Consider the following 24,243-nt stretch of genomic DNA (forward strand, 5'->3'; position numbering starts at 1 on the left):
TTTTTTATTGTATTTATACTTAATTAGCATGCACAAGAGAAAAAATTTGAAAAGCTACGCGCAGCCGAAGGGTTTCCTCTGACGTGTGAATAGGTCTTTTTAATAATTCTTCGCATTTTTCAATTCGATAGATCACCGTGTTCCGGTGAACGAATAACTGCTTAGCGGTCTCTGAGATTTGGCAATTGGAATTTAGATATGTTTCAAGCGTGTCAAGTAAGATGGAGCGATCTTTCTTATCGTACTGCAGCAAACCTTCTAATGTTTGAGAATAGTAATCTTGTAAATCGTTTGCTGGAAGCAACCTCAGCAGTTCTTTAAACTGTTTTGGCTGATAAAATTGAATAAGCTTCGATTGATCTTTAAAATGGATGGTTTCAAGAGCTTCAACAGCTTCTTTATATGAGTCAGCGATTGTAAGTAGGGATTGGCTTTGGTTTCCAACTCCAAATGACATTCGCTTATCGTAGTGGCGGTAAACAGCTTCCTGCAAGCGATGCAAACATTCTATAATCATAGGTTGAGAATGAGGTGTAAACAAAAGAATATAAAGATTGTCATAGAAAAACAAAACGGCCTCTGTATGACCTGCTGATAACTCATATTGAAGGAGCTCATAGATCATATCATCATCGCTGTAAGGCGTGAATGTAGAGTGGATTTTCCCGACGGCGCAAATATAGCTGTTTCCTGCAGATAAGCCCATCATCTGTGCTTGAAAGGAAGCATCTTCAAGCGTTTTATAATAATTGTTAACAAGCTGATTGAAAAAATCGTTTTTTCGTCGCCGTTCAGCTTCATACAAAGCCTGCTGCCTCATCATTTCGAAGGATAAAACGTTTGTTGCTTGTTCAATCGTTAGGAGCGCTGAATCGGATAAAGAAACTTGGTGTTCAATAAGTAAATAACTGTACTTTCTTGTATGAGTAGCAATCGGAAAAAGCGTAACGGTTTTTTTGGTGTGTAAAAAGGAAAAGGTTGTATATTTTGACGTTCGTAAAAACAACTGCTTAGCGCCCGCTATCGCTTCTTCCATCGGGAGTGAAAAAGGTTCGCGTTTGTTTGTATAAAAGAGTTCATGGCCATGGGTATCAAAAAGGGCAACGTGAGCATTGCATAACGTTTGAATAGATTGCATAATTTTCTCAATGCCTTTTCCTTGTAAGATGTACGAGGAAAATAGCTGATGTGTGACCATCGCTTGCTGAAGCTCGGCTGTTTTTTTATCTAAAATAAAGCTGAGAGATTCGTTAATAACCGCGCCTAACGTTTCGTCCGTTTGGAAATCGATGATCGGAAAGTGAAGTTCATCAGCTAGCTGACAAATAGAAGCAGGCACGTGTTCGAAAAAGCGCTTTGTTTTGATGGCCAATCCTGCACATTTCTTTTTAGCCATTCCTTCTACAAGTTTTGCTAAGCTTTCTTCATGTTCTTTGAAATGATAACCCGTTGTAATTAAAAATTCTCCTTCTTTTAAAAAAGATAAAATATCGGGTGCGTCCATCATATTGACGTTATGTACTTTGCGGGTGACTCCTTTTTGCCCGGCTACTACAGATGCTTTTTCATAAATTGGAATGCGTAAAAGAGTTTGTAGTTCCATTATTCATTACTCCTTTTGTTAAAAATTCTCACATTTCCCTGCGCATATCTTTATCTATCTTTTATTTTATAAGAAAGTTTGGTTAAAATAAATAAAATTTTCAGAAAAAAATGTATAAATTGTTAATGAAGAAGTGTATTCAATCATGTAAGATAAAATAAATAACATATAATGTTAGAAAAAGTGACGTATATAAGACTTTGTATATTTAGTGATAATAGCCAAAAAAACACTAAATCATTGTAGGAAGTGTCAATGAAAACAATCAGTCATTTTCTTAAAATGAAGATAGCAGGAGGGATAGCAATGGTTGCAGATATGACGGGAAAATCTAAGCTTTGTCAGCAAATCGAAGAAAACGTTAGCTGGTTGTCACAGTTTGGGTTAGATGAAAAAGAAGGCGTTACGAGGCTTTTATATACCGAACAGTGGAATGCAGCTCAAAAAGCATTGGAAGAAAAAATGAAGGGACTTCACCTCAAAACGTATTACGATGATGTAGGAAATTTATTTGGACGGTTGCAAGGAACGGGTTCAGAACAACAAGTTATTTTGACAGGATCCCATATCGACACCGTGATAAACGGAGGAAAGTATGACGGGGCGTTTGGTGTTGTGGCAGGTATCATTGCTCTGCAGTACCTATATGCGCATTACGGCTCCCCTACAAAAACCTTAGAGGTCGTATCACTTTGTGAAGAAGAAGGTAGCAGATTTCCTCTTACGTATTGGGGATCAGGTAATATGAATGGATTACACAGCAAAAGTGATGCAAAACATGTTATAAATAAAGAAGGGGTTAAGCTGGATGACGCAATGAAACAGCTTAATTTCGGAAAAGGCCTCCACAGCGAGCCATACCGCACGGACATCGCTTCTTTTATTGAACTGCATATCGAACAAGGAAAGCAGCTTGAAATGTCTCGTTGCGATATCGGAATTGTTTCTAGTATCGTCGGGCAGAAACGATTTACAGTATCTGTTAAAGGTGAAAGTAACCATGCGGGCACAACCCCGATGAACATCAGAAAAGATGCATTTTATGTGAGCTGCAAACTTGCTAAAGCATTTATTGAAGTGAGCGAAAAATATCATAACGCTTTATACGTAACGGTTGGCAAAATTACACTTTCTCCAAATGCACCGAATGTAATACCAGGATATGTAGAATTTACGGTCGATATAAGACATCATGAATATGAGGTTTTACAAGAGGCAGAACGAGAAATGAAGGAAATTATAAAGAGAACAGCAGGGGATTTAGAAGTGAATATCGACTGCTGGATGGATGAAAAACCTGTCGCCATGAGCGAAGAATTATCTGAACTTTCCAAAATTATTTCCTCGGAAAAGAATATCTCCTCCCGAGAATTAGTAAGCGGTGCAGGACACGACTCGCAGGTATTCGGACGAAGAGTTCCCACATGTTTGTTATTCGTACCGAGCCAAGATGGAATCAGCCATTCCCCAAAGGAATTCACCAAAGGAGAACAGTTAGAAAAAGGAGTAAAGGTCTTAATAGAACTATTATATAAACTTGCCTACTAGGAGGAATTTGACATGACTATAACAAAACAGCTTCATACACCGCCGCGTACGATTATGACACCCGGACCCGTAGAAGCAGATCCCCGCGTATTAAGAGCATTAGGAACACCTATTTTAGGTCAGTTTGACCCCGCATTTACGCACATTATGAACGAAACGATGGAAATGCTTCGTGAACTATTTCAAACCAAAAACAAATGGGCTTTTCCCGTTGATGGAACGTCTAGAGCTGGGATTGAAGCAGTTCTTGCAAGTGTAGTTGAGCCTGGAGATAAAGTATTTGTCCCGATTTTCGGCCGCTTCGGCTATTTATTAACGGAAATTGCCGAGCGCTACGGAGCTGATGTACACAATATTGAATGCGAGTGGGGAGAAGTGTTTGACCCTGAAACAGTTATCCATGAAATAAAAAAAGTGAATCCGAAAATTGTTGCAATGGTTCATGGTGAAACGTCTACAGGAAGAATGCAGCGGCTTAAAGAAATTGGTGCTGCATGCCGCAACCAAGATGTTTTATTTATCGTCGACGCAGTAGCCACTATTGGCGGTACGGATGTAAAAGTAGATGAGTGGAACATTGACGCATTGATTGCAGGTACACAAAAGTGTTTATCTGTTCCGTCGGGCATGGCACCTATTACGTACAATGATCGTATTGAAAAAATTATCATGGAACGCAAAAAAGTTGAAAAAGGAATCGCAACAAAAGCAGATGCTCAAACTGTTCGTCTGCGTCCGAATATTATCAGCAACTATTTCGATTTAAGTCAGCTTCAAGACTATTGGAGTGAGCGCAGGCTAAATCATCACACGGAAGCAACGTCCATGCTCTATGCTTTAAGGGAAGGGCTGCGCGTTATTTTAGAAGAAGGATTAGAGGAAAGATTTGCAAGGCATCGTCTCCATGAAAAAGCACTTGTAGCCGGTATTAAAGCAATGGGATTATCGTTATTCGGAAATGAGCATTCAAAAGTTCCAACCGTTACTTGTGTTTTAATTCCCCCAGGTATTGACGGAGAGACAGTTCGTTCTACGCTTCTTGAACAATTTGGGATTGAAATTGCAAGTTCTTTTGGGCCGATGCACGGAAAAATATGGCGTATCGGTACAATGGGATACAGCTGTCGAAAAGACAACGTTCTATTTACATTGGCTGGTCTTGAAGCAGTGCTTATTCGAAACGGGGCAAGCGTGAATGCAGGTGCTGCTTTGCAAGCAGCATTAGAAGTTTACGAGGAAGAAGTAGCGTTGTCTAGCCTGTAGAGATTCGTTTTATTCATCATATAAAGAAAAGAGGAGATTTTCTATGAGTGAATACTTTTTTACACACCCCTATGCATCGCAGCGTACGTGTACGTTTGGAAAAAACGGAATGGTAGCAACCAGTCAGCCTCTTGCTGCTCAGGCGGGTCTTGAAATGTTGAAAAAAGGAGGCAATGCGGTAGATGCTGCTATTGCCTCCGCGGCTTGTTTAACGGTTGTAGAGCCTACGTCAAATGGAATTGGCGGAGACGCATTTGCTCTTGTGTGGATAAATGAAGAGCTATACGGACTCAACGCGAGCGGTCCTGCTCCTGCTTCTATCTCTATTGAGGCTCTGCGTGCCATGGGGATAAAAGAGATGCCCGCTCGCGGTTTTGTTCCTGTTACGGTCCCAGGTGCCCCGAGTGCGTGGGTAGAACTGTCAAAACGCTTTGGGCGGCTATCGTTAAAAGAAGTGCTGCAGCCTGCTATTTCATATGCACAAGAAGGCTTCCCAATCTCCCCGATTTTAGGGTACAATTGGGAACGAGCGTTTGAACGATTTACACACGCGTTAAAAGGTGACGAATATAAGCACTGGTTTGAGACGTTTGCCAACAATGGATCAGCTCCTAAAGTAGGGGAAGTGTGGCGATCACCGGACCATGCTGCTACGCTGCTTGAAATTGCCGAAACGAATGGAGAATCTTTTTACAGAGGGGATTTAGCTGATAAAATAGCAGCTTTTTCGAAAAAATACGGCGGATTTTTAGCAAAAGAAGATTTAGCAGCTTTTAAAGCAGAGTGGGTGAAGCCAATTTCAACTTCTTACCGAGGATATGATGTGTGGGAAATTCCGCCTAACGGCCAAGGCCTTATTGCACTTTTAGCTTTAAATACGCTAAAAGGCTTTTCTTTCGATGCCAAAGATTCTGTCGATACATATCACAAGCAAATTGAAGCCATGAAGCTAGCGTTTGCAGATGGACAAAAATTCATTACAGATGCTGACAAAATGACAGTAGCAGTTGAAGATTTGTTGAATGATTCTTATGCAAACAAGCGCAGAGGACTGATTGGTGAAAAAGCGCTTATTCCCGAAGCCGGACAGCCGTCTCATAGCGGCACGATCTATTTAGCGACAGCTGATGGAGAAGGAAACATGGTATCATTCATTCAAAGTAATTACATGGATTTTGGCTCAGGACTTGTCGTACCTGATACGGGCATATGCCTGCAAAACCGCGGGCATAATTTTTCGTTAGACCCACAGCACCATAACCGATTAGAGCCAGGAAAACGGACCTATCATACCATTATTCCTGGATTTTTAACAAAGAATAAAAGTGCTGTAGGTCCCTTCGGTGTAATGGGCAAATTCATGCAGCCTCAAGGACATGTGCAAGTCGTCATGAATATGATTGATTTTCATCTAAATCCTCAGGCAGCTTTAGATGCACCAAGATGGCAGTGGATTGAACATAAAAAGGTTCTTGTGGAAAAAGAAATGCCTTCACATATTGTAGAAGCATTAGAACGCAAAGGGCATGATATTCATGTGGCTACGAGCAGACATACGTTTGGAAGAGGGCAGATTATTTTGAGAGATGAACAAACCGGCGTATTATACGGCGGCACAGAAGCGCGAACAGACGGAGCGGTCGTTGCTTATTAGATCACAGAGAAAGGAGCGCGAGAAATGCGACAATTGGATATTTTTATAGCGTTTTTTCGCTCAGGTATGCTCGGCTACGGAGGAGGACCTTCAGCTATTCCACTCGTAAAAAAAGAAGTGGTCGATACGTACAAATGGATGGATGACGATGAATTTGGCGATTTGTTAGCAATCGCCAATACGCTGCCTGGGCCTATTGCTACAAAGCTGGCTGGATACATCGGCTATCGAGTCGGCGGTATTTTGGGTCTCGGGACAGCTTTATTTGCAGCCGTTATTCCAACCGTTTTTTTAATGGTATTGCTGTTAACAACTTTAACGCAATTTAAAGATCAGCCGTGGGTTATGGGCATGACCAAAGCAGTTGTTCCTGTAGTGGGAGTTATGCTCGCGGTTATGACGTGGGACTTTTTTAAAAAATCAACATCTGGTTTAGGGTGGACGCCAGCTATTATCTTACTGATTATTAGCTTAGGATTAATGGAATTTGCCCATATCCATCCAGCGGTCATTATTATTGTTCTTATGGCGGCAGCTTGGATTCCGCTAAAACGAAAAGGAAAAAAAAGCGAAAGTGCTGAACACAAGCAGAAGAGGGAATCGGTATGATTTATATTCAGCTATTTATGGCGTTTTTTGTTTCAAATATTTTAGGCTATGGAGGCGGACCTGCGTCGATTCCGCTTATTCAAAAAGAAGTCGTAGATCGCTACCATTGGCTTACCGTCAAAGAGTTTAGTGAAATGCTGGCAATTGGAAATGCGCTTCCTGGTCCGATTGCAACAAAAATGGCGGGGTTTATCGGATATCAGCAGGCAGGGATTTTAGGCTCTGTGATTGCTCTTTTTGCAACGATTGCTCCATCGGTTTTACTTTTAGTTATTTTACTTCGAATATTATTTAAGTATAAAGATTCGCCAAATGTTAAGAAAATGACGAACTACATTCGTCCCGTTATCGCCATTTTACTGGGCTTGATGGCGTATGAATTTTTTATGAATTCATACGGTGATTCAGGTATATGGCAAACTTTATTTTTAGTAGTAGCCAGCTTTCTTTTATTGGAAAAATTACGTGTGCATCCAGCGTTCGTTATTGTCGGAGCACTCGTATACGGAGCTGTTTTTCTTGCTTAAATGAAGCTCTCAAATAATGAGAGTTTTTTTGTGTAAAAGAGACGAAAAGAGGGGAAGTCATGGTTGAAAAAGCAGCGCTAGAAAACGTTCAGGATTTGGTTAAACTGCGAATGTTGCTCATGAAAGAACTGGGAGAATTAAACGGGAACGAGGAGCTGTTTCAAAAAGCTACAGAAGAATATTTTACTGCAAATATAAATAATCCAAATAGCTATACGGCTATTTTAAAAGCGGATGGAGAAATTGTATCAGCAGGAAGCATCGTCTTTTTTATACGTCCGCCTTCACCGAGTAACCTCCAAGGAAAAGAAGCATATGTTATGAACATGTATACAGCTTTTGATCACCGAAAGCACGGCTACTCTTCAGCTATTTTAAAGCATTTGATGCAGTACTGCCAAAAAAGTGGTGTAAATCGAATATGGTTAAATGCTTCTCCCGCTGGAAAAAGCTTGTATCAAAAACATGGGTTTATTGAATGTGAATCTGAAATGGAATACAAGTTTGAAAAAAATTAGAGCAGCAAAACTCTTGATAGAGATGGCTTTGAAGGAGCTATGGTTTTTAAAAAATAAAAAAAATTGATAAAAAGTGTTGACGAAGATAAAAAAAACATTCATAATACAAATCAACATCACACAACATTACACACAACTTGGAAGCGACAAACAGTTTCAAACGATCGGAACTGATTATCCAAGTACACATACATAGTCAATACTGAGCGTTGATAGGAGCACTAGTAGAAAAAATTTCCCTGTAACAGAGAGCTGACGGTTGCTGCGAGTCAGAACACAAATTTTTTCGAAGTACATTCCTTGAGCATCTTTTCCGAGTAGGAAAAGACGGCCTGGCCGTTATTTTAATGAAGAGGCAAGCAAAATGCTTGCAACTAGGGTGGTACCGCGAATTTTCGTCCCTACTGACTCTTAAGAAAAATCTTAAGGGTGAGTAGGGACTTTTTGTATTTCGGTCCATTATAATTTTATATCCATTACAAGCGATGAAAAGAGCATAGTAGCAAAATCTTCCCTGTATTCAGAGAGCTGATGGTTGGTGCGAATCAGTACAAAAGAGATTGCGAATTACATTCTTGGAGCTTTCTTTTGGCGATAGTCAAAAGCGGCAATAGCCGTTATCTTAATGAAGAGGCAAGCAATGCTTGCAATTAGGGTGGTACCGCGATCAATTCGTCCCTACTGATACAATCAGTAGGGACTTTTTGTATATCCGCATAAGCGGCTGTGTAGGTGTAAAACGGATTTTTCAATACAAACTAAACGAGAAGATCCGTTCAAGGTTATAAAATCAAAGGAGGATTTTTAAAATGACAAAATCACTAGAACAATTACGAGGACAAATCGACGAAATAAATTTAGAAATTTTAGAATTATTAAATAAACGCGGTGAAATCGCACAAGAAATCGGAAAAGTAAAAGGTACACAAGGTGTGAATCGCTTTGATCCAGTGCGTGAACGTAAATCGTTAGATCAAATCTTAGCTAACCATAATGGACCATTCGAAGCTTCAACAATTCAGCATATTTTCAAAGAAATTTTCAAAGCAAGCTTAGAGCTTCAAGAAGACGATCACCGCAAAGCACTTCTTGTATCTCGTAAAAAGAAATCTGAAGATACAATCGTTGACATCAACGGTACAAAAGTAGGACCTGGAAACTTAGAATTTGTAATGGGACCATGTGCAGTAGAAAGCTACGAACAAGTAAAAGAAGTGGGCTTAGCCCTTAAAGAACAAGGCATTACGTTAATGCGCGGCGGAGCGTTCAAACCACGTACATCACCTTACGATTTCCAAGGTCTTGGAGTGGAAGGGTTAAAAATCTTACGTCAAGTAGGCGATGAGCTAGGCCTATCAATTATCAGTGAAATTGTTTCTCCTCAAGATATTGAAACGGCTCTAGACTACGTAGATGTGATTCAAATTGGTGCACGTAACATGCAAAACTTCGAGCTATTAAAAGCTGCAGGTTCTGTAGACAAACCGATTCTTTTAAAACGTGGATTGGCAGCAACAATTGAAGAATTCATTAACGCTGCTGAATACATTATGTCTCGCGGAAATGGAAACATTATTCTTTGTGAACGCGGTATCCGCACATACGAACGTGCAACACGCAACACATTAGATATCTCAGCTGTTCCAATCTTGAAAAAAGAAACGCATTTACCAGTTGTAGTAGACGTAACGCATTCAACAGGACGCAAAGACTTATTATTACCATGTGCAAAAGCAGCGATTGCTATCGGCGCAGATGCTGTAATGGCAGAAGTTCATCCAGACCCAGCGGTAGCACTATCAGATTCAGCACAGCAAATGAACATTCCTGAATTCCACAAATTCATGGAAGAATTAAAAGGTGCAGCAGTAAAATTATCTTAATTTCATAGTGATACAGTGATAAGAAACTAGTAGCAAACATTTCCCTGTCTCAGAGAGCTGACGGTTGGTGGAAGTCAGTACACAAATGTGAGCGAATTACACTCTTTGAGTACTCTTTTACAGAGCGGTCAGCAGATCGTTAACAATTCGAGGTGGCAAGCAATGTTTGCAACTAGGGTGGTATCGCGAGAAAAACTCGTCCCTATGACATAGGGGCGAGTTTTTTTATTTTTTATAACAGAAAGGAATCGATAATATGAGATATTTAACAGCAGGAGAATCGCACGGACCTCAATTAACAGCGATTATTGAAGGAGTACCGGCAGGGCTTGAATTAACAGCCGAACATATTAATGAAGATTTAGCAAGAAGACAAAAGGGACATGGGCGCGGACGCCGCATGCAGATTGAAAAAGATCAAGTTCAGATTAAAGGCGGGGTTCGCCACGGTGAGACGCTTGGTTCACCCATTGCTTTAGTCGTTGAAAACAAAGATTTTACTCACTGGAGAAATATTATGGGTGCTGATCCAGTTGATCATGATGAAGAAGTAAAGCGACAAATTACAAAACCTCGTCCAGGTCATGCGGATTTAAATGGAGCGATTAAATACGGTCACAGAGATATGCGAAACGTATTGGAACGTTCATCTGCTCGTGAAACGACGGTGCGAGTAGCCACAGGCGCAGTTGCCAAACAAGTACTAAAAGCTGTAGGCGTAAATATTGCGTGTCACGTGCTTGAAATCGGCGGTGTGAAAGCTGAAAAAACGGCATATGAGTCACTGACAGAACTTCAGGAAAAAACAGAAGCGTCACCTGTTCGCTGTTTAGATGAAGAAGCGGGACAGAAGATGATGAAAGCAATCGATGATGCAAAAGAAAATGGAGACAGCATTGGTGGCGTAGTGGAAGTAGTAGTAGAAGGAATGCCTACTGCAGTGGGAAGTTACGTGCACTATGATCGTAAGTTAGATTCAAAGCTAGCTGCTGCTATTATGAGCATTAACGCGTTTAAAGGCGTTGAAATCGGCGTAGGCTTTGAAGCAGCTCGCAGACCGGGAAGCGAAGTCCATGATGAAATTCTATGGGATGAACAAAACGGCTATACGCGTAAAACGAACAATGCAGGAGGTTTAGAAGGAGGCATGACAACAGGGATGCCGATTGTTGTGCGAGGCGTCATGAAACCTATTCCTACCTTATACAAGCCGCTGCAAAGTGTAGATATTGATACAAAAGAGCCATTTGCTGCAAGTATTGAACGTTCAGACAGCTGTGCAGTACCGGCGGCAGCGGTTGTAGCAGAATCAGTGATTGCTTGGGAACTAGCATCTGCTATTATCGATCAATTTGGGGCAGATCGAATTCAGTTAATTCAAGAAAACGTAAAAAAACATGAAGAATACGCAAAGCAATTTTAATGAATAGAGGAGAATGAAAGGTGAAAACACGTGTATTACTTATTGGCGTCGGCCTTATTGGAGGATCATTAGCGCTAGCTATGAAGAAGCATCGTCACGTCACAGTCGTTGGAGCTGATATCAATACAAATGAAGTACAAGTAGCCAACCAGCTAGGTATCGTTGATTATGTAGCTGAAGATATAAAAACAGAAGCAGCCCAAGCAGATTATATCGTGCTTGCTACTCCAGTAGAGTACACGACAGCATGGATACACGACCTTTCTACTTGGAAGCTTAAAGAAACGGTTATCGTAACGGATGTCGGAAGTACCAAAGGTGAAATTATGAAAGCAGCCGAAGCGCTGAATAAGAAACGTATTTCATTTATTGGGGGGCATCCGATGGCTGGTTCTCATACGAGCGGTGCAGTCAATGCACGAGCGGATTTATTTTGTTCGGCGCGCTATATTTTAACGCCGTTTGAAAATGAGCAAAAAGAAAAAATAGATGCGCTTATGCATTTGCTAGAGCCTACAGGTGCACAATTTGTACCGCTTGATGCAGCTACTCATGACCAAATCACTGGAGTTGTCAGTCATTTACCTCATGTGATTGCGACAAGTCTTGTAAGACAAGTAAAAGGATATTCAGCACAGAATCATCTTGTCACGGAAATGGCAGCAGGCGGTTTTCGAGATATTACGAGAATTGCTTCAAGCAATCCTCATATGTGGAGAGATATACTAAAACAAAACCGTTCTATGCTTTTAACATTGCTTGATGACTGGATGAAAGAAATGGAACAAGTAAAACTATTAGTAGAAAAAGGTGACGGTCACGAATTATTTGATTACTTTTCAGATGCCAAAGAATTTCGTGATTCGCTTCACGCATAAAAGGAGAGACATATTGTGACAGTAAAAGCTTTACGAGGAACGATTCAAATTCCAGGAGATAAATCCATTTCTCACCGTTCCGTTATGTTTGGTTCAATCGCAGAAGGAACAACAACGATTAACGGGTTTTTGCCAGGTGACGATTGCCTTAGCACCATTTCCTGCTTTCAAAAACTAGGTGTAGATATTCAAATGATTGATGAACAAAGCGTCGTAGTCAAAGGAAAAGGGATACAAGCTCTAAAAGAGCCATCTGATATTTTAGATGTTGGAAATTCGGGCACAACGATTCGCCTTATGATGGGAATTTTAGCAAATACACCCTTTCATTCAACATTGATTGGAGACGAATCCATTGCCAAACGCCCCATGAAGCGTGTGACCGGTCCGCTTCGTGATATGAATATTCATTTAGACGGTCGAAAAGATGCTAATTTTACACCGCTTGTTATTCGAGGTGGGCAAGCAAAAGGTATACACTATACATCTCCCGTTGCAAGCGCACAAGTAAAATCAGCTATTTTACTTGCTGGACTGCAGGCGGAAGGAACAACTTCTGTAACGGAACCGGCGAAATCACGTGATCATACAGAACGTATGCTAGAGGCATTTGGTGTTAAAGTCGAAGAAGAAGGCTTAACGGTTTCAATTGAAGGCGGTCAAACGTTAAGAGGAACGCATGTAGAAGTGCCTGGTGATATTTCGTCAGCTGCATTCTTTTTAGTAGCGGGGGCTATTATTGCAAACAGCCGCATTGAAATTCAAAAAGTTGGGATGAATCCGACTCGAACGGGTATTTTAGATGTGCTTTCAAATATGGGCGCTTCGATCGAGACAGTCAAAGAAACAAAAGAAACAGCGGAACCCTATGCAGATTTAGTTGTAGAAGCTTCTCACTTAAAAGGTACAGAAGTAGGCGGAGACTTAATTCCACGCCTAATTGACGAAATCCCAATTATTGCACTAGCTGCCACACAGGCAGAAGGAATCACGGTTATTAAAGATGCTGCAGAGTTAAAAGTCAAAGAAACAAACCGTATTGATACGGTAGTGAATGAGTTAACCAAAATGGGAGCTAACATTGAAGCAACGGAAGATGGAATGATTATTCACGGAGGTACAAAACTTCACGGAGCAAATGTAAACAGCCACGGAGATCACCGTATCGGTATGATGCTCGCTGTTGCCTCTTGTATTGCAGAAGGGGAAACAATTATTGAAAATCGTGACGCGGTATCCGTCTCTTACCCGCAGTTTTTTGCTCACTTAGAGTCTTTACAGCAGTAAATTCCCTTATTATGTTAAAATAGCAGTTTGAAAGTTATAAGGAATTTATAAAATTAAAACCAATGACTCTATATTTCGCTGGAGAAATCCGATATAATCATTACAACACCTCTAGTATTAAATAGAATTTGGTGAATGATTATGTTTTTGATGATTGTCTACATCGGGGCCATTTTATTTTTTATAAAAATGTTTATGGATCGAGATTTTATTTGGTTTTTGTTCCTATTGCCATTTTTGATGTTTGTTATGTTTTTTGAAACAGACTATCTTGATCATGTCCCTGAATCTGGAAGGTTAATTATCTTTACGTTTTCTTTTTTAGTCATTTATGCAATGGTTTTGGTGTATAATCGATATTTTAGAAAAGAAGGATGTAAAGAGTAAACTCAAATGTGAATCCATTGATAATGATAAAAAAAGCATGCCCTACGGCGTGCTTTTTTTATCGCTTGAATTGACATCCACTGGCGTAAGCGGCTTTTTAGCAGGGCCTTCTACCACAGATCCGTCGTAAGAGAAACGAGAACCGTGACAAGGGCAGTCCCACGTGCGGTCACCAGCGTTCCAATTCACTTCACATCCTAAGTGCGTGCATGTAGTATCGACGCAGTGAAGCTTCCCTTGAGGGTCTTTATAAGCCCCTGTACGTTTGCTGTTTACATATACGACCGACCCTTCATCATTTTGGAGCTGATCCAGTCCTTTTTCAGGCATTGAAAACTTACCGGTAATAAAGTGTTCAGCCACATCAAGATTTTGACGAAAGAAATGCTTAAGGCTAGGGTCTGCATAAAAACGAGATGGATTATACAACTCTGCATATGGGTTGTCTTTTCCGGTTATTGCATCTCGAATAATATGTGCTGCAATGGTACTATGAGTCATTCCCCATTTTTTAAATCCGGTGGCAATAAAGATATTTGGCTTGCTTTCTTTAATGGGACCGATATATGGAATTTTATCAAGCGTAAATAAATCTTGTGCAGACCATTTATAACGAAAATGTTGAACATTAAAATTTTCTTCAGCGAACCTCTGAAGGGACTCATAGTGGAACATAGTATTAATTCCTTGTCCAGCTTTGTGGCCTTCTCCACCAATTAAGATGAGTTCTTCTCCGTCAACTTTTGTTGAACGCAGCGAATGAGTAGGCTGATCAGCACTTAAATACATGCCTCCAGGGTAAGCTTGTTCAACTTTTGCTGCTAACACATACGAACGTTTGGCATACATGCGCGTATAGTAAAAGCCCGCTCCATCATAAAATGGAAAGTGTGAACACGCCACTACGTATTTGCAAGAAATTCGATGTCCGTCTCTTGTGACAACGGTGGGCGATGTGCTTTCTTCTACGTCCGTTGCTACGGTGTTTTCAAAAATCAATCCGCCGCTTTCTGTGAATTTTTTTACTAAATGAAGCAGATATTTTAACGGATGAAACTGAGCTTGATCTTTCATAATAGCTGCTGCCCTAATATCAAAATTAAAAGGAAGCTCTGTTGCAAATTCACATGGAATATGTAATCGCTGATAGGCTCGAAATTCTTTACGAACTCGATGATCAAACTCCAGCGTTTCTCCATATAAGTAAGCAGCTTGTACCGAAAAGTCACAGTCAATGTTCTCCGTTTGAATTAAGTTTTTCATAAACTGCAGAGCTTGTTCGTTTGCTTTATAATACAGCAGCGTTTTTTCTTCGCCAATATGTGAAAGCAGTTCATCGTAGATAACGTCATGCTGAGCTGTAATCTTTGCTGTTGTGTGACCGGTTGTACCATTTAAAATATTATCAGCTTCAATTAACGCCACGTTCAGTCCTTCTTTTTGTAATAAATAAGCTGTTGTAATACCGCTAATACCGCCTCCTACTACTACAACATCAACTTTTCGATTTTCTGAAAGAGATGGGTATGTTGGAAACTTTAAATGATCGCGCCAGTAGGGCTCAGTATCCTTTGGGATATTTGCCAATTTATTCACCTCCATATGATAAGTCTTATTTTTACCATAGTTTTCTAAAAAATGTATGCAAAATAAAGGAATCTACTCTAATAGCATCTCTTTGCTATACCTATTTAAGCAAAGGAGGGGAAAGAGTGATTACAATCAGCCTTTGTACGATTGTTGCGAACGAAGCAGAGGTTAAACGAAAATATTTGTTCTTCAAGATTCTTCTTTTTCAACGTGGCTTCCGCACCTGCACCTTGCCATTTGCTACGAAAGGATTGGTGAATAAAAAGCAAAGTATGAAATAGTAAAGGTTACAGATTTAAACATCAAGAGCAATAAATTCATATAAATGATAGGGAGCATCATATAATAAAAGTATAGAGGCTTAATTCGGCAAAAGGTATTTAAACATCAAGGTCCAAATAAAAGGGCAAACGGCATGTTTGTCCTTTTTTCATGATTATAGTGACAATTTTCATATATAGTAATAAAGTATATATATAGCAAAAAAATCCCAAATTTTAAGAAGGTAAAAAACGGCTTAAAACCAAAACAAGTTGTACTCTTAGAGTATGTAGAACGTGCAAAAAAACGAAATAATATGTAGTATTGTAATACAGGACGTAATTGGGAAGAAAAATGAAAACGTTGACAAAAAGAGGAGGGGTACCATGTTGGGTTCACTACCTAATGTTATAAATACGTCAACGCTTGTGTCTTCAAGTGAACAACAAGAAGCGTCATCTGAATCATTTAAAACATATACTCATAAAGGGAAAAAATTCAAGGTCTATTTACCTAAATCCTATCATATTTTAAAATCTTACCCACTAATGGTTATGCTGCATGGATGTACACAAAATGCAGATGATTTTGCGATAGGCACGCAAATGAATGAGCTCGCCGACGAAAAGGAATTTATTGTCGTATATCCACAGCAGTCTTCTAACTCAAATATGAATAAATGCTGGAACTGGTTTGAACCTCTTCATCAAATTAGAGGGTTTGGCGAGCCAGCTATTATTGCAGGGATTGTAAAAAAAGTCCAAAACATGCACTTTATTCAGAAAAATAAAGTGTTTATCGCCGGTCTGTCAGCAGGAGGAGCAATGAGCATCGTTATGGGGGTAACGTATCCAGAACTGTTTGCTGGAATAGGTGTGTCAGCAGGTATCGAATATCAGGCGGCTCTTAACGTATTTAATGCGTATTCTGTCATGGCCAGTAAAGGTCCTTCCCCCGTTAAACAAGGAAGAATTGCTTATCAGCAAATGGGAAAACGGGCAAAGCCACTGCCGCTCATTGTATTTCATGGTAACGCTGATTCTACGGTAAATGTAGCCAATGCAGATCAAGTGGTTCACCAGTGGATTACAACGAATAATCTTGCTTATAACGGAAGAATAGATGGATGGATTCAAGATAGCCCGGTTAAAACGAGAGAAGAAAAAATTCTCTTTGGACGGGATTATACAACATATCGCTACGAAAGCAGTAAGGGAGAATTGGCTATTGATAAATATATTATCAATGGAATGGGGCATGCATGGTCAGGAGGGAATTCAGCCGGCAGCTATACAGACCCTAAAGGCCCCAACGCTAGTCGAATCATGTGGGACTTTTTCATGAGTCAAAAAGTATAAACAGAGCATATAATGAGGTTCAGTTGCGTTCTTATCGCAGAGAAGAAGAGCTGAAAGTAGCTCTTCCGGCCCTTATTAATATAAAGAAGCAGCTGCAGGAGCCATTATTTTAACTAGACGTGTTTTTCTAAAAATTAGGATTTGATTATTTAGAAAACGGGTACTGTAATAAAGAAAATAAGAAGCCAAAATTACATAGCTTAGGATTGACAGCTTATAGTTGTAAATGTAAGATAACTGCGAGCTGCATTTTGCATGATTAAAACATTAAAATAAGCCGAAAACTGAAAAAATAAATAGAAATTGTAAGATGAGCGGGTAAGGAAAAGGAGATTAAAAAATGAATATTGCATTTTTCTTAGTACCAAAAAGTGATGTTGTAACACTAAATATTCAATCCACATTAAGACAGGCTCTTGAAAAAATGGAGTATCATCGCTATTCTACAGTTCCGCTGGTTGACGATGATGGTAAATATGTGGGCGTTCTTACTGAAGGAGATCTTCTTTGGAAGTTAAAAAGCCTAGGAGACTATCGCTTTCAAGATACGGAAAATATTAAATTAACAGAGATTGACCGCTATCAAGATTATAACCCAGTTGCTATATATGATGAAGTTCAAAACATCCTTTCAAAGGCAATTGACCAAAATTTTGTTCCTGTAACGGATGATCAAGGGGTATTTATTGGAATTGTGAGAAGAAGAGAAATTCTAGAGTTTTATGCAGAAAGCGCAAGTAAAGTGAAAAATCAAATATAAAAAAAGCCATCTCTAGATGGCTTTTTTTCTTGTCTTATCTCCCCCGTACATACTCCTAAAAACAGGCTTAGGTCATGGCCCACAGCAATGCACTTCCTTGTACTAGTTTACATAATCTATTTATATATAGGTATAAAATTGCCTATATAAATCTTATTTATAGATAAGGATGGTTTATGTGAGTTACAACAATAAAAAGAAGTGTTGCGGGTGTTCTAATCAGTATTATTACAAAACTTCTGGCTATGATCCAAGAAGTAGTCATGAAGGAAAATGCTGTCATAACGATTATAAGCATAACGATCATTGTCCTAAACATGATGATGATCATCGTTCTGGACACAAAAAATGCCATCATGATGGCAACCATGGCGGAGGTCACGACGGTAACCATGGCGGAGATCATGGTGGCAACCATGGCGGAGGTCACGGCGGTAACCACGGCGGTAGCCATGGCGGTAATCACGGGGGTTGTAAAAGACGTCGCTGCTGTTGGGGCTGGGTGTTTTAATTTAATAAATAATTGAATTAAAATGAAGCGTTGATTTAGCAGAAAGAACTCAAGAAATTGAGTTCTTTTTTTGTAAGTTGAAACTTATAAACGGTATACTTCGTATATATAGTAAGAGCATTTTGGAGGAGGAAAAAAAATGTTTAAAAAAATGTTTGCTAAAATTGGAGTTGGAGCTGCCAAAGTAGATTTACGACTAAATGAAACGGCCTATACGCTCGGTCATGTAATTGAAGGAGCTATTATCATCCAAGGTGGAAACGTTCAGCAACATATTAATTTAATTGATGTTGAATTTTGGCTTGAAGTTCAAATGAAAAGCGGTCAAATGCATACACATCGTGTGGAAAGCCTGCGCGCAGCTTCTTCATTTACAATTAATGAAGGCGAGAAAAAAGAAATTCCATTTACATATCATTTACCTTTGGATCTTCCAATCTCTGCGAGCAACGTTAGCTATTTCTTTAAGACACACTTAGATATTGAAGGGGGAGTAGACTCAACAGACCGGGACCCTGTGCGCATTAAAGCTCCAAAAAGCTTATATCAGCTAGTAGAGGGCTTTGAAGCACTTGGGTTTAGAGAAAAACATCATTCAGGAAAATTTAACGGATACAAACAAGAATTTTCATTATTTCCTACAGACTTCTTAAAGGGATATGTAAATGAGGTTGAGTTTGAGGTAGCCATTGAACGAAAAGGTATCCGCGTGCTGTTGGAGCTAGATTTGCCTTCTTTCGGCCGAGAGAGGGAAATAAAAAATGAACTCTTTTTTACAAATGATGAACTAAGCCAGCCATCTACTATCGCTCGTTTGCTGGAAGAAGCGATGGAAGAGATGATGGAAAATCCTCGAGACTATGAGTATTATAAGCCTTCTCACTATGATCAGCATTCACACCACCCACGTATGAGCGGGTTAGGAGGAGCAATGGGAGGCTTTGCAGCCGGTATGTTAGGCGGACTGCTCATTGAGAATTTGATGGATGATATGTTTGAAGACTCGGCGCTTGGTGAAATTGGAGAAGATATTGAAGAAGCCGGGGAGGATCTGTTGGATGGAGATTTTTTTGATGGAGGAGACGATTGGTAAAAGGGATTTTGAATAAATAAAAAGGATGATTAATGATGATCATCCTTTTTTTCTTTCTTCTTTCTTTTTTTTACTTCTATATACTTAATGTGAAAATCCTCTATAATCAGAACTTTAAAGTAAAATTGCTCATGCTGAATGATATCATTTTTGGTCACATCAAACTTTTCGGTTAACACCCACCCGGCAATGGTATCTACTTCTTCGTCGCTAATATCCGTACCGAGTAAATCATTTACTTGGCTAATGAGCATTTTTCCGTCAAGAATATAATGGTCGTCTTTAATTTTTTGTACATAAGGAATTTCGTCCGTATCAAACTCATCTCGAATTTCTCCCACAATTTCTTCAATAATATCTTCTACTGTAACAAGCCCAGCCGTTCCGCCATACTCATCAAAAAGAATAGCCATTTGAATACGTTCTTTTTGCATCTTTACAAGCAAGTCATGAATGGGTACGGTTTCAATTACTTTAAAAATAGGCTTGACGTATGACTCTAACGTATTGGTGCCGTCTTTTTCGTTGAATACAATATCATTATAAATTTCTTTGATATTAACGAGACCGATTACTTTATCTTTATCCCCATCTTCAACAATTGGATAGCGCGTATATTTTTCGACATTTGCGATTTGCAAAAAAACCTCTACGACGTCGTCTTTGGAAGCACTCACAATTTCCGTACGAGGGACCATTACTTCTTTAGCTAAACGATCGTCAAAATCAAAAATTTTGCTCATATATCGATATTCGGATTGATTGATTTCACCGCCTTCGAAGCTCTCAGATAACAAAATGCGCAGCTCTTCTTCACTATGAGCAGCTTCATTTTCTGAAATCATCGTTATACCAAAAATCTTGGTCAACATACGAGCTGATCCGTTTAATATTTTAATGAACGGATACATAAGTTTGTAAAACACGATAATCGGTTTTGCAAAGTTCAGCGTAATTTGTTCAGCCATTTGAATAGCAAACGTTTTAGGAGCTAATTCCCCCAAGACAACATGTAAAAAAGTAATAACAACAAATGCAATGACAAAAGATAAAATACCAGCAAGCGGTTCATTCGTATGGAAGGTAGTAAAAAGAGGGTGAAGCAACCGATCTAGCGTTGGTTCACCAAGCCAACCAAGCCCGAGAGCCGTGATGGTGATACCAAGCTGACAAGCGGATAGATATTCATCTAGATGCGTAATAACGTGTTTGGCAGATACAGCTTTTTTATGTCCTTCTTCTAGAAGCTGATTGATTTTTGAACTTCTTACTTTTACAATAGCGAATTCTGTCGCTACAAAAAAAGCAGTTAATGCAATTAAAACTGCGACTAATAGTAATTTTACGGCGATCATCAAAGTCACCACCTTGTACGTAAATGTATATCTTAAGTGTTAGCCAAAGTGGAGAAAACATGTATTAAATCGAGAAAAGAAAAACGCACATAAAAAAACTGCTTCTATCTTTAAAAAGAAAAAGAAGCAGTTTATTATGTTACATGTTCATTTAGGGGAATTAATCTTAACTTTACCATCATGGTCTATCACATATCGGTTCTACAGTTCAACTGACTTTTAGCAAACGTATTGCGAGTGTGTTATGACACCTCCTTTAACTGTAATCCGAGTATATATGATGCATCTCTCACTCCTTTCTATTAGTTAATTGTATTATAATACATAATTAATCAAAATACTACAAATATTCAGAAAATAATTCAAAATGCATAGTTTTTTGTCATTTTCTGAAATATACACACAAAACGAGATTGAGATATAACAAAATCAATACAATCTAAAGACGAATAAACTGAGTAAATGATCTAGTATGGGTCGTTTGGTAACACTGCTGTTGATTTCCGGGCAAGGCTACGCTTTCCCTCCAATCAACAGCTAGAAGCAACTCCAAACATATTAACATTAAACCTATATTCACCATACCAATGAAAAGATCCGAACGATGAATCGTTCGGATCTTCCTTCAACTAAAATACGTTTGTACCAGCCTCTTTTTAATTAATGCAGCTTATGGTTATTAGGCATCTGAGGAGAGGCAGTAGCTTTTGCAAAACTTGTGATCATTTGCTGCATATCTTCTTTTGCAAGCTGCGGCACTTGATAATAATGGTGTTTATTTTGATAAAGAGAAATTTCATAAGCCATTTCAATCCAATTAGGAACACTGTCTCCGAATATTCGGCGAACAACAGGATTTGTTATTTCTAAAGCGGTCATGGTTAAAAGAGATGCTTGAGACTTAACTAGACCTAGCATATGACCTGATATGCCTTTTTCATTGATTTCCTCAACGGACTGATTCGGCTTTTTAGGCTGCGAAGGCTTTAAGCCATAAACAAAGGTATGAGACTGCTTCATGTTATATACATGTGTAGAATCGGCCGGCTTTTGACCAGTAGAAAAAGCTTCTACGATTAAATTATATTCATTTAAAATAAACTGATATTGCCGATCAATGATATCAAGCAGCTCTTGTTCTTTTACATATTGCCTAAACATCATAAACTGATCCATTACATTAATCGAGCCGGCAAGTGTTTCATGAACGTCAAATAGTTCATGCCCTCCATGGTTCAATTGAGGGGGTACAGCTCCAGTTTGCATGTTTGTAGGAAATTCGTGATTATTCATACTAAGTCCTCCTTAAAATCGGTATCGACTATAGTCTTTAAACTTCTTCAGGTTTTATACTCAAACTTGATTTATTCATAAAATGTTGCTCTACATAACTTAATTTACAACTAGTTCTTTAATTAAAAGGTAAAAGTGAAAGGGTTTTATGAAAAAAAAGCGAATATCAATAACAATTCACGATCTATAGATAGGGGAATCAAAAAACATGAATGAGCTGCTGTCATACTCAAGTGAATTAAAACACGAAGCAAATCAACTGGTGGTATCCAATCATTTATTGGATCTGTTAAGAGAATACGGTTGTCCTCTCTCAGGGGAAAGTTTTGAGTTAAATGTCATGACAAATCGCATCATTAATTTTTACGTAGGAAATGATGAAATGGATGAAGAATCTATTTTTCACATGGGGTATCAGCTTACAAAGCGTTTTAACCCTTATAAGATGATATTTGCTAATGAAAAAGATAAGTACCAGTGGAGTCTGTATATGATTCAGAAGGGAGAAGAGTGGAAGCTTGATATTTCCGTGCTTCCAGAAAATATCGTGAAAGGCAAAGTTGAGAAACAAGAGTTATTAAAATCACTTCTCACTGAAAAGAAGCGGGAATGCATTTTATTTTTCAAGCAGCAAAGCGGATATAATCGCTATTATACGAGTGATCATGTCTATAAGGCTGTACTAGAAGATGACATTCACGATGATATGTCTTTTTTTATGTGGCTGCAAAGACAAAAAAAAGTAAATCAACAAACGTAAAAAAGAGCTGCTTAGGCTCTTTTTATGCGTTTACGGATGTTTTTACAGGTAAAGCAGCTTTTAGCATCCAAATATGTTTTTCAATGTTGCCGATTGTTCCAATCAATAAGTCAGCTGTTACGTGATCGTGTGCTGCTTCAGCTTTTTCAACTGCATTTTTTAGGTTTTTAACAAGTAGCGTATAGTCATTAATTAAGGTTTCTACCATTTCTTCACTCGTTTGCTCGTTTCCATCTTCAGAAAGAGTAGCTGCTTGCAAAAATTGCTTCATTGTAGCAATTGGGCTTCCTCCAATGGCTAGTAATCGTTCTGCATATTCATCTATATAGTCCGCCGTCTCATTATAGAGTTCTTCAAATTTTTCATGAAGCGTAAAAAATTGAGGCCCTTTTACATACCAGTGAAAGCGATGTAGCTTCGTATACAATACGTTAAAATCGGCAATTTGTTGGTTCAATACGTTTTCTAAATTCATAGTTAATAGCCTCCTAATGAGTTGTTATTATCTTATATTTATATTATATCAAATATCAAATTAAAATCAATACTTATTTATAATTATTATTAAATAATAATCAGGGTACTTTTAAATTATAGCTATTCTCTTTAAAAACTCTAAAGATATGATAGGATAGAGCAAGAGTATTGAAAGGAAGAAGGGTTAGTTATGCATATTACACCAGAAGCAAAACAATTAATTAACAATATACTTGAAGAGCAGGAGATAACAGGAATTCGCTTGTATTTCAAAGGAATTAGCTGTGAAATCCCTAATATTGGGTTAGCTTTTGAAGAGCCTTTTGAAAATGATGAAATGTATGAAGTCGACGGAGTACAAGTAGCAATGGAAGCTTCTATTGTGCCTTATACAAATGAATTAATGTTAGATGTTCATACAACGCCGTACGGTCCAGGGTTAGCATTAGTTGGGGCTAAAGTGGCTGAGTAAAAAATTTATGTAAGAGAAGCTAACAGGTTTGTTGTTTGTTTTGGTAAACCTTGGTTTACTTAATTCAAACGTTAGTGAAATGGAGGGGGACCTATGCTTCTTTCTCATCATGTAACGGTTGAACAAAGGCAGCAAATCAAACGCTTTAAGCAGCAAATACAAGACGCAAAAACGCTAGATGAGCGCCGTTTGTATCAAGCCCAGCTAAATAAATTTGTTGAGCGCCTATTTATTGAGAATCGCTTGCAGCGCAGCAGCGAACAATAAAAAACACCTAGAAAAGAAGCCTTCAAAGAAGGTTTCTTTTTTTTAAGTAGATTATTATACTTTTAACTCTTGTAATTATTCATTTTCTTATATATCGCCCTTTATCTACTTGAAATCCGGTTTTCTGTATGAATATAGCACTAAAAACGTGTAAGTGACTATTAAATGAAAGCGCTTTCTGTTATAGTGAAGGTATAGAATTGTACTTGTTCACCTACAATGTTCATAAGGAGTGGTTTGTATGATTGAAAGAGGAAACTTCTTAATTGGTTTAGCGTGGGGAACATCTTTGAGCATACCTTTATGGATCGCCTTCTTTGGCTGGATAAAATTAGTTTGGCGCTTGCTTTAAATAAATAAAAACAAAAAAAGTAAAAAAGCTTCAGTGGATATGCGCTGAAGTTTTTTTAAATAGAATAAATAGGTATTAAGAACTATTAAATAAATTATAATTTATAACGATAAG

The 24,243-nt window shown here is 38.7% G+C and carries 24 protein-coding genes and 3 other annotated features; of the genes, 19 read left to right on the forward strand and 5 right to left on the reverse strand.

Translation table 11 applies throughout. The annotated features are described in order from the left end of the window. Positions 1–19: 19 nt before the first annotated feature. Positions 20–1,603, reverse strand: coding sequence for a PucR family transcriptional regulator (locus tag LAV82_RS14765; RefSeq protein ID WP_211077916.1), 1,584 nt, complete (start codon positions 1,601–1,603; stop codon positions 20–22). Positions 1,604–1,909: 306 nt separating this feature from the next. Between LAV82_RS14765 and allC the strand changes: the two genes are divergently transcribed. The 11 genes from allC (at position 1,910) to LAV82_RS14820 (ending at position 13,580) form a co-directional block, all read left to right on the forward strand. After that, complete coding sequence (allC, locus tag LAV82_RS14770; RefSeq protein WP_244856579.1) at positions 1,910–3,151, forward strand: allantoate deiminase; 1,242 nt, start codon at positions 1,910–1,912, stop codon at positions 3,149–3,151. A 12-nt stretch (positions 3,152–3,163) separates the two neighbouring features. Next, on the forward strand, positions 3,164–4,414 hold the full coding sequence (locus LAV82_RS14775; RefSeq protein ID WP_499716335.1) for a pyridoxal-phosphate-dependent aminotransferase family protein: 1,251 nt from the start codon (positions 3,164–3,166) through the stop codon (positions 4,412–4,414). A gap of 43 nt (positions 4,415–4,457) precedes the next feature. Continuing rightward, complete coding sequence (gene ggt / locus LAV82_RS14780; RefSeq protein ID WP_057273475.1) at positions 4,458–6,068, forward strand: gamma-glutamyltransferase; 1,611 nt, start codon at positions 4,458–4,460, stop codon at positions 6,066–6,068. A 24-nt stretch (positions 6,069–6,092) separates the two neighbouring features. Then, positions 6,093–6,677: a chromate transporter gene (locus LAV82_RS14785; RefSeq protein ID WP_499716336.1), complete on the forward strand. Its 585-nt coding sequence runs from the start codon at positions 6,093–6,095 to the stop codon at positions 6,675–6,677. Next, positions 6,674–7,204, forward strand: coding sequence for a chromate transporter (locus tag LAV82_RS14790; RefSeq protein WP_013057700.1), 531 nt, complete (start codon positions 6,674–6,676; stop codon positions 7,202–7,204). The genes LAV82_RS14785 and LAV82_RS14790 overlap by 4 nt, the downstream gene beginning before the upstream one ends. 59 nt (positions 7,205–7,263) lie before the next feature. Beyond that, entirely contained in the window at positions 7,264–7,722 is a 459-nt protein-coding gene (locus tag LAV82_RS14795; RefSeq protein WP_211077919.1) for a GNAT family N-acetyltransferase, read from the forward strand. 200 nt (positions 7,723–7,922) lie between these two features. Beyond that, positions 7,923–8,128, forward strand: a binding site (T-box leader). Between the two features lie 70 nt (positions 8,129–8,198). Further along, positions 8,199–8,405, forward strand: a binding site (T-box leader). A gap of 126 nt (positions 8,406–8,531) precedes the next feature. Continuing rightward, the gene (locus tag LAV82_RS14800) at positions 8,532–9,605 is read left to right on the forward strand and encodes a bifunctional 3-deoxy-7-phosphoheptulonate synthase/chorismate mutase (protein WP_013057698.1); all 1,074 of its coding nucleotides are present in this window, start codon (positions 8,532–8,534) and stop codon (positions 9,603–9,605) included. 6 nt (positions 9,606–9,611) lie between these two features. Further along, positions 9,612–9,812, forward strand: a binding site (T-box leader). A gap of 49 nt (positions 9,813–9,861) precedes the next feature. Continuing rightward, positions 9,862–11,028: a chorismate synthase gene (gene aroC, locus LAV82_RS14805; RefSeq protein ID WP_013057697.1), complete on the forward strand. Its 1,167-nt coding sequence runs from the start codon at positions 9,862–9,864 to the stop codon at positions 11,026–11,028. A gap of 20 nt (positions 11,029–11,048) precedes the next feature. Next, positions 11,049–11,906 carry a prephenate dehydrogenase gene (locus tag LAV82_RS14810; RefSeq protein WP_013057696.1) on the forward strand — a complete coding sequence of 286 codons (858 nt, stop codon included), beginning with the start codon at positions 11,049–11,051 and terminating at the stop codon, positions 11,904–11,906. Positions 11,907–11,921: 15 nt separating this feature from the next. Next, positions 11,922–13,193, forward strand: coding sequence for a 3-phosphoshikimate 1-carboxyvinyltransferase (aroA, locus tag LAV82_RS14815; protein WP_053487429.1), 1,272 nt, complete (start codon positions 11,922–11,924; stop codon positions 13,191–13,193). A gap of 141 nt (positions 13,194–13,334) precedes the next feature. Next, positions 13,335–13,580, forward strand: a complete 246-nt coding sequence (locus LAV82_RS14820; RefSeq protein WP_013057694.1) for a hypothetical protein — start codon at positions 13,335–13,337, stop codon at positions 13,578–13,580. A 42-nt stretch (positions 13,581–13,622) separates the two neighbouring features. Here LAV82_RS14820 and LAV82_RS14825 read toward each other — a convergent pair whose 3' ends face one another. Continuing rightward, the gene (locus LAV82_RS14825; RefSeq protein ID WP_499716337.1) at positions 13,623–15,167 is read right to left on the reverse strand and encodes an FAD-dependent oxidoreductase; all 1,545 of its coding nucleotides are present in this window, start codon (positions 15,165–15,167) and stop codon (positions 13,623–13,625) included. A 125-nt stretch (positions 15,168–15,292) separates the two neighbouring features. On the opposite strand from LAV82_RS14825, the gene LAV82_RS14830 reads away from it, so the two are divergent. The 5 genes from LAV82_RS14830 (at position 15,293) to LAV82_RS14850 (ending at position 19,153) form a co-directional block, all read left to right on the forward strand. Continuing rightward, positions 15,293–15,451: a hypothetical protein gene (locus LAV82_RS14830; RefSeq protein WP_499716339.1), complete on the forward strand. Its 159-nt coding sequence runs from the start codon at positions 15,293–15,295 to the stop codon at positions 15,449–15,451. Positions 15,452–15,817: 366 nt separating this feature from the next. Beyond that, positions 15,818–16,789 (forward strand): extracellular catalytic domain type 1 short-chain-length polyhydroxyalkanoate depolymerase, encoded by a 972-nt coding sequence (locus LAV82_RS14835; protein WP_016764703.1) that lies wholly within the window; start codon positions 15,818–15,820, stop codon positions 16,787–16,789. 340 nt (positions 16,790–17,129) lie between these two features. Then, positions 17,130–17,549 carry a CBS domain-containing protein gene (locus LAV82_RS14840; protein ID WP_013057690.1) on the forward strand — a complete coding sequence of 140 codons (420 nt, stop codon included), beginning with the start codon at positions 17,130–17,132 and terminating at the stop codon, positions 17,547–17,549. 263 nt (positions 17,550–17,812) lie between these two features. Continuing rightward, positions 17,813–18,076 carry a hypothetical protein gene (locus LAV82_RS14845; RefSeq protein ID WP_499716340.1) on the forward strand — a complete coding sequence of 88 codons (264 nt, stop codon included), beginning with the start codon at positions 17,813–17,815 and terminating at the stop codon, positions 18,074–18,076. A 123-nt stretch (positions 18,077–18,199) separates the two neighbouring features. Further along, positions 18,200–19,153 (forward strand): sporulation protein, encoded by a 954-nt coding sequence (locus LAV82_RS14850; protein ID WP_013057689.1) that lies wholly within the window; start codon positions 18,200–18,202, stop codon positions 19,151–19,153. A gap of 29 nt (positions 19,154–19,182) precedes the next feature. On the opposite strand, the gene LAV82_RS14855 is transcribed toward LAV82_RS14850, so the two are convergent. Next, complete coding sequence (locus LAV82_RS14855) at positions 19,183–20,508, reverse strand: hemolysin family protein (protein WP_013057688.1); 1,326 nt, start codon at positions 20,506–20,508, stop codon at positions 19,183–19,185. Positions 20,509–21,168: 660 nt separating this feature from the next. Further along, complete coding sequence (locus tag LAV82_RS14860) at positions 21,169–21,801, reverse strand: spore coat protein (RefSeq protein WP_211077925.1); 633 nt, start codon at positions 21,799–21,801, stop codon at positions 21,169–21,171. 208 nt (positions 21,802–22,009) lie between these two features. On the opposite strand from LAV82_RS14860, the gene LAV82_RS14865 reads away from it, so the two are divergent. Next, positions 22,010–22,561: a hypothetical protein gene (locus LAV82_RS14865; RefSeq protein ID WP_057273470.1), complete on the forward strand. Its 552-nt coding sequence runs from the start codon at positions 22,010–22,012 to the stop codon at positions 22,559–22,561. A 22-nt stretch (positions 22,562–22,583) separates the two neighbouring features. Here LAV82_RS14865 and LAV82_RS14870 read toward each other — a convergent pair whose 3' ends face one another. Further along, a complete protein-coding gene (locus LAV82_RS14870) occupies positions 22,584–23,036 on the reverse strand; it encodes a Dps family protein (protein ID WP_211077926.1) in 453 nt (150 codons plus the stop codon). A gap of 192 nt (positions 23,037–23,228) precedes the next feature. Between LAV82_RS14870 and LAV82_RS14875 the strand changes: the two genes are divergently transcribed. Then, complete coding sequence (locus tag LAV82_RS14875) at positions 23,229–23,510, forward strand: Fe-S cluster assembly protein HesB (RefSeq protein WP_499716342.1); 282 nt, start codon at positions 23,229–23,231, stop codon at positions 23,508–23,510. 93 nt (positions 23,511–23,603) lie between these two features. Beyond that, a complete protein-coding gene (locus LAV82_RS14880; protein ID WP_211077928.1) occupies positions 23,604–23,777 on the forward strand; it encodes a hypothetical protein in 174 nt (57 codons plus the stop codon). Positions 23,778–24,243 lie beyond the last annotated feature (466 nt).

The sequence above is a fragment of the Bacillus sp. ILBB4 genome (genome assembly GCF_035064545.1).
Classification (GTDB): domain Bacteria; phylum Bacillota; class Bacilli; order Bacillales; family Bacillaceae_H; genus Priestia.

Coding starts and splice junctions, on each gene's coding strand:
- LAV82_RS14855 (WP_013057688.1), bottom strand. CDS start 20,508: ATGATCGCCGTAAAATTACTATTAGTCGCAGTTTTAATTGCATTAACT.
- LAV82_RS14765 (WP_211077916.1), bottom strand. CDS start 1,603: ATGGAACTACAAACTCTTTTACGCATTCCAATTTATGAAAAAGCATCT.
- LAV82_RS14865 (WP_057273470.1), top strand. CDS start 22,010: ATGAATGAGCTGCTGTCATACTCAAGTGAATTAAAACACGAAGCAAAT.
- LAV82_RS14800 (WP_013057698.1), top strand. CDS start 8,532: ATGACAAAATCACTAGAACAATTACGAGGACAAATCGACGAAATAAAT.
- ggt (WP_057273475.1), top strand. CDS start 4,458: ATGAGTGAATACTTTTTTACACACCCCTATGCATCGCAGCGTACGTGT.
- LAV82_RS14820 (WP_013057694.1), top strand. CDS start 13,335: ATGTTTTTGATGATTGTCTACATCGGGGCCATTTTATTTTTTATAAAA.
- LAV82_RS14795 (WP_211077919.1), top strand. CDS start 7,264: ATGGTTGAAAAAGCAGCGCTAGAAAACGTTCAGGATTTGGTTAAACTG.
- LAV82_RS14835 (WP_016764703.1), top strand. CDS start 15,818: ATGTTGGGTTCACTACCTAATGTTATAAATACGTCAACGCTTGTGTCT.
- aroC (WP_013057697.1), top strand. CDS start 9,862: ATGAGATATTTAACAGCAGGAGAATCGCACGGACCTCAATTAACAGCG.
- LAV82_RS14880 (WP_211077928.1), top strand. CDS start 23,604: ATGCTTCTTTCTCATCATGTAACGGTTGAACAAAGGCAGCAAATCAAA.
- LAV82_RS14775 (WP_499716335.1), top strand. CDS start 3,164: ATGACTATAACAAAACAGCTTCATACACCGCCGCGTACGATTATGACA.
- LAV82_RS14870 (WP_211077926.1), bottom strand. CDS start 23,036: ATGAATTTAGAAAACGTATTGAACCAACAAATTGCCGATTTTAACGTA.
- LAV82_RS14790 (WP_013057700.1), top strand. CDS start 6,674: ATGATTTATATTCAGCTATTTATGGCGTTTTTTGTTTCAAATATTTTA.
- LAV82_RS14875 (WP_499716342.1), top strand. CDS start 23,229: ATGCATATTACACCAGAAGCAAAACAATTAATTAACAATATACTTGAA.
- allC (WP_244856579.1), top strand. CDS start 1,910: ATGGTTGCAGATATGACGGGAAAATCTAAGCTTTGTCAGCAAATCGAA.
- LAV82_RS14860 (WP_211077925.1), bottom strand. CDS start 21,801: ATGAATAATCACGAATTTCCTACAAACATGCAAACTGGAGCTGTACCC.
- LAV82_RS14840 (WP_013057690.1), top strand. CDS start 17,130: ATGAATATTGCATTTTTCTTAGTACCAAAAAGTGATGTTGTAACACTA.
- LAV82_RS14845 (WP_499716340.1), top strand. CDS start 17,813: ATGAAGGAAAATGCTGTCATAACGATTATAAGCATAACGATCATTGTC.
- LAV82_RS14785 (WP_499716336.1), top strand. CDS start 6,093: ATGCGACAATTGGATATTTTTATAGCGTTTTTTCGCTCAGGTATGCTC.
- LAV82_RS14850 (WP_013057689.1), top strand. CDS start 18,200: ATGTTTAAAAAAATGTTTGCTAAAATTGGAGTTGGAGCTGCCAAAGTA.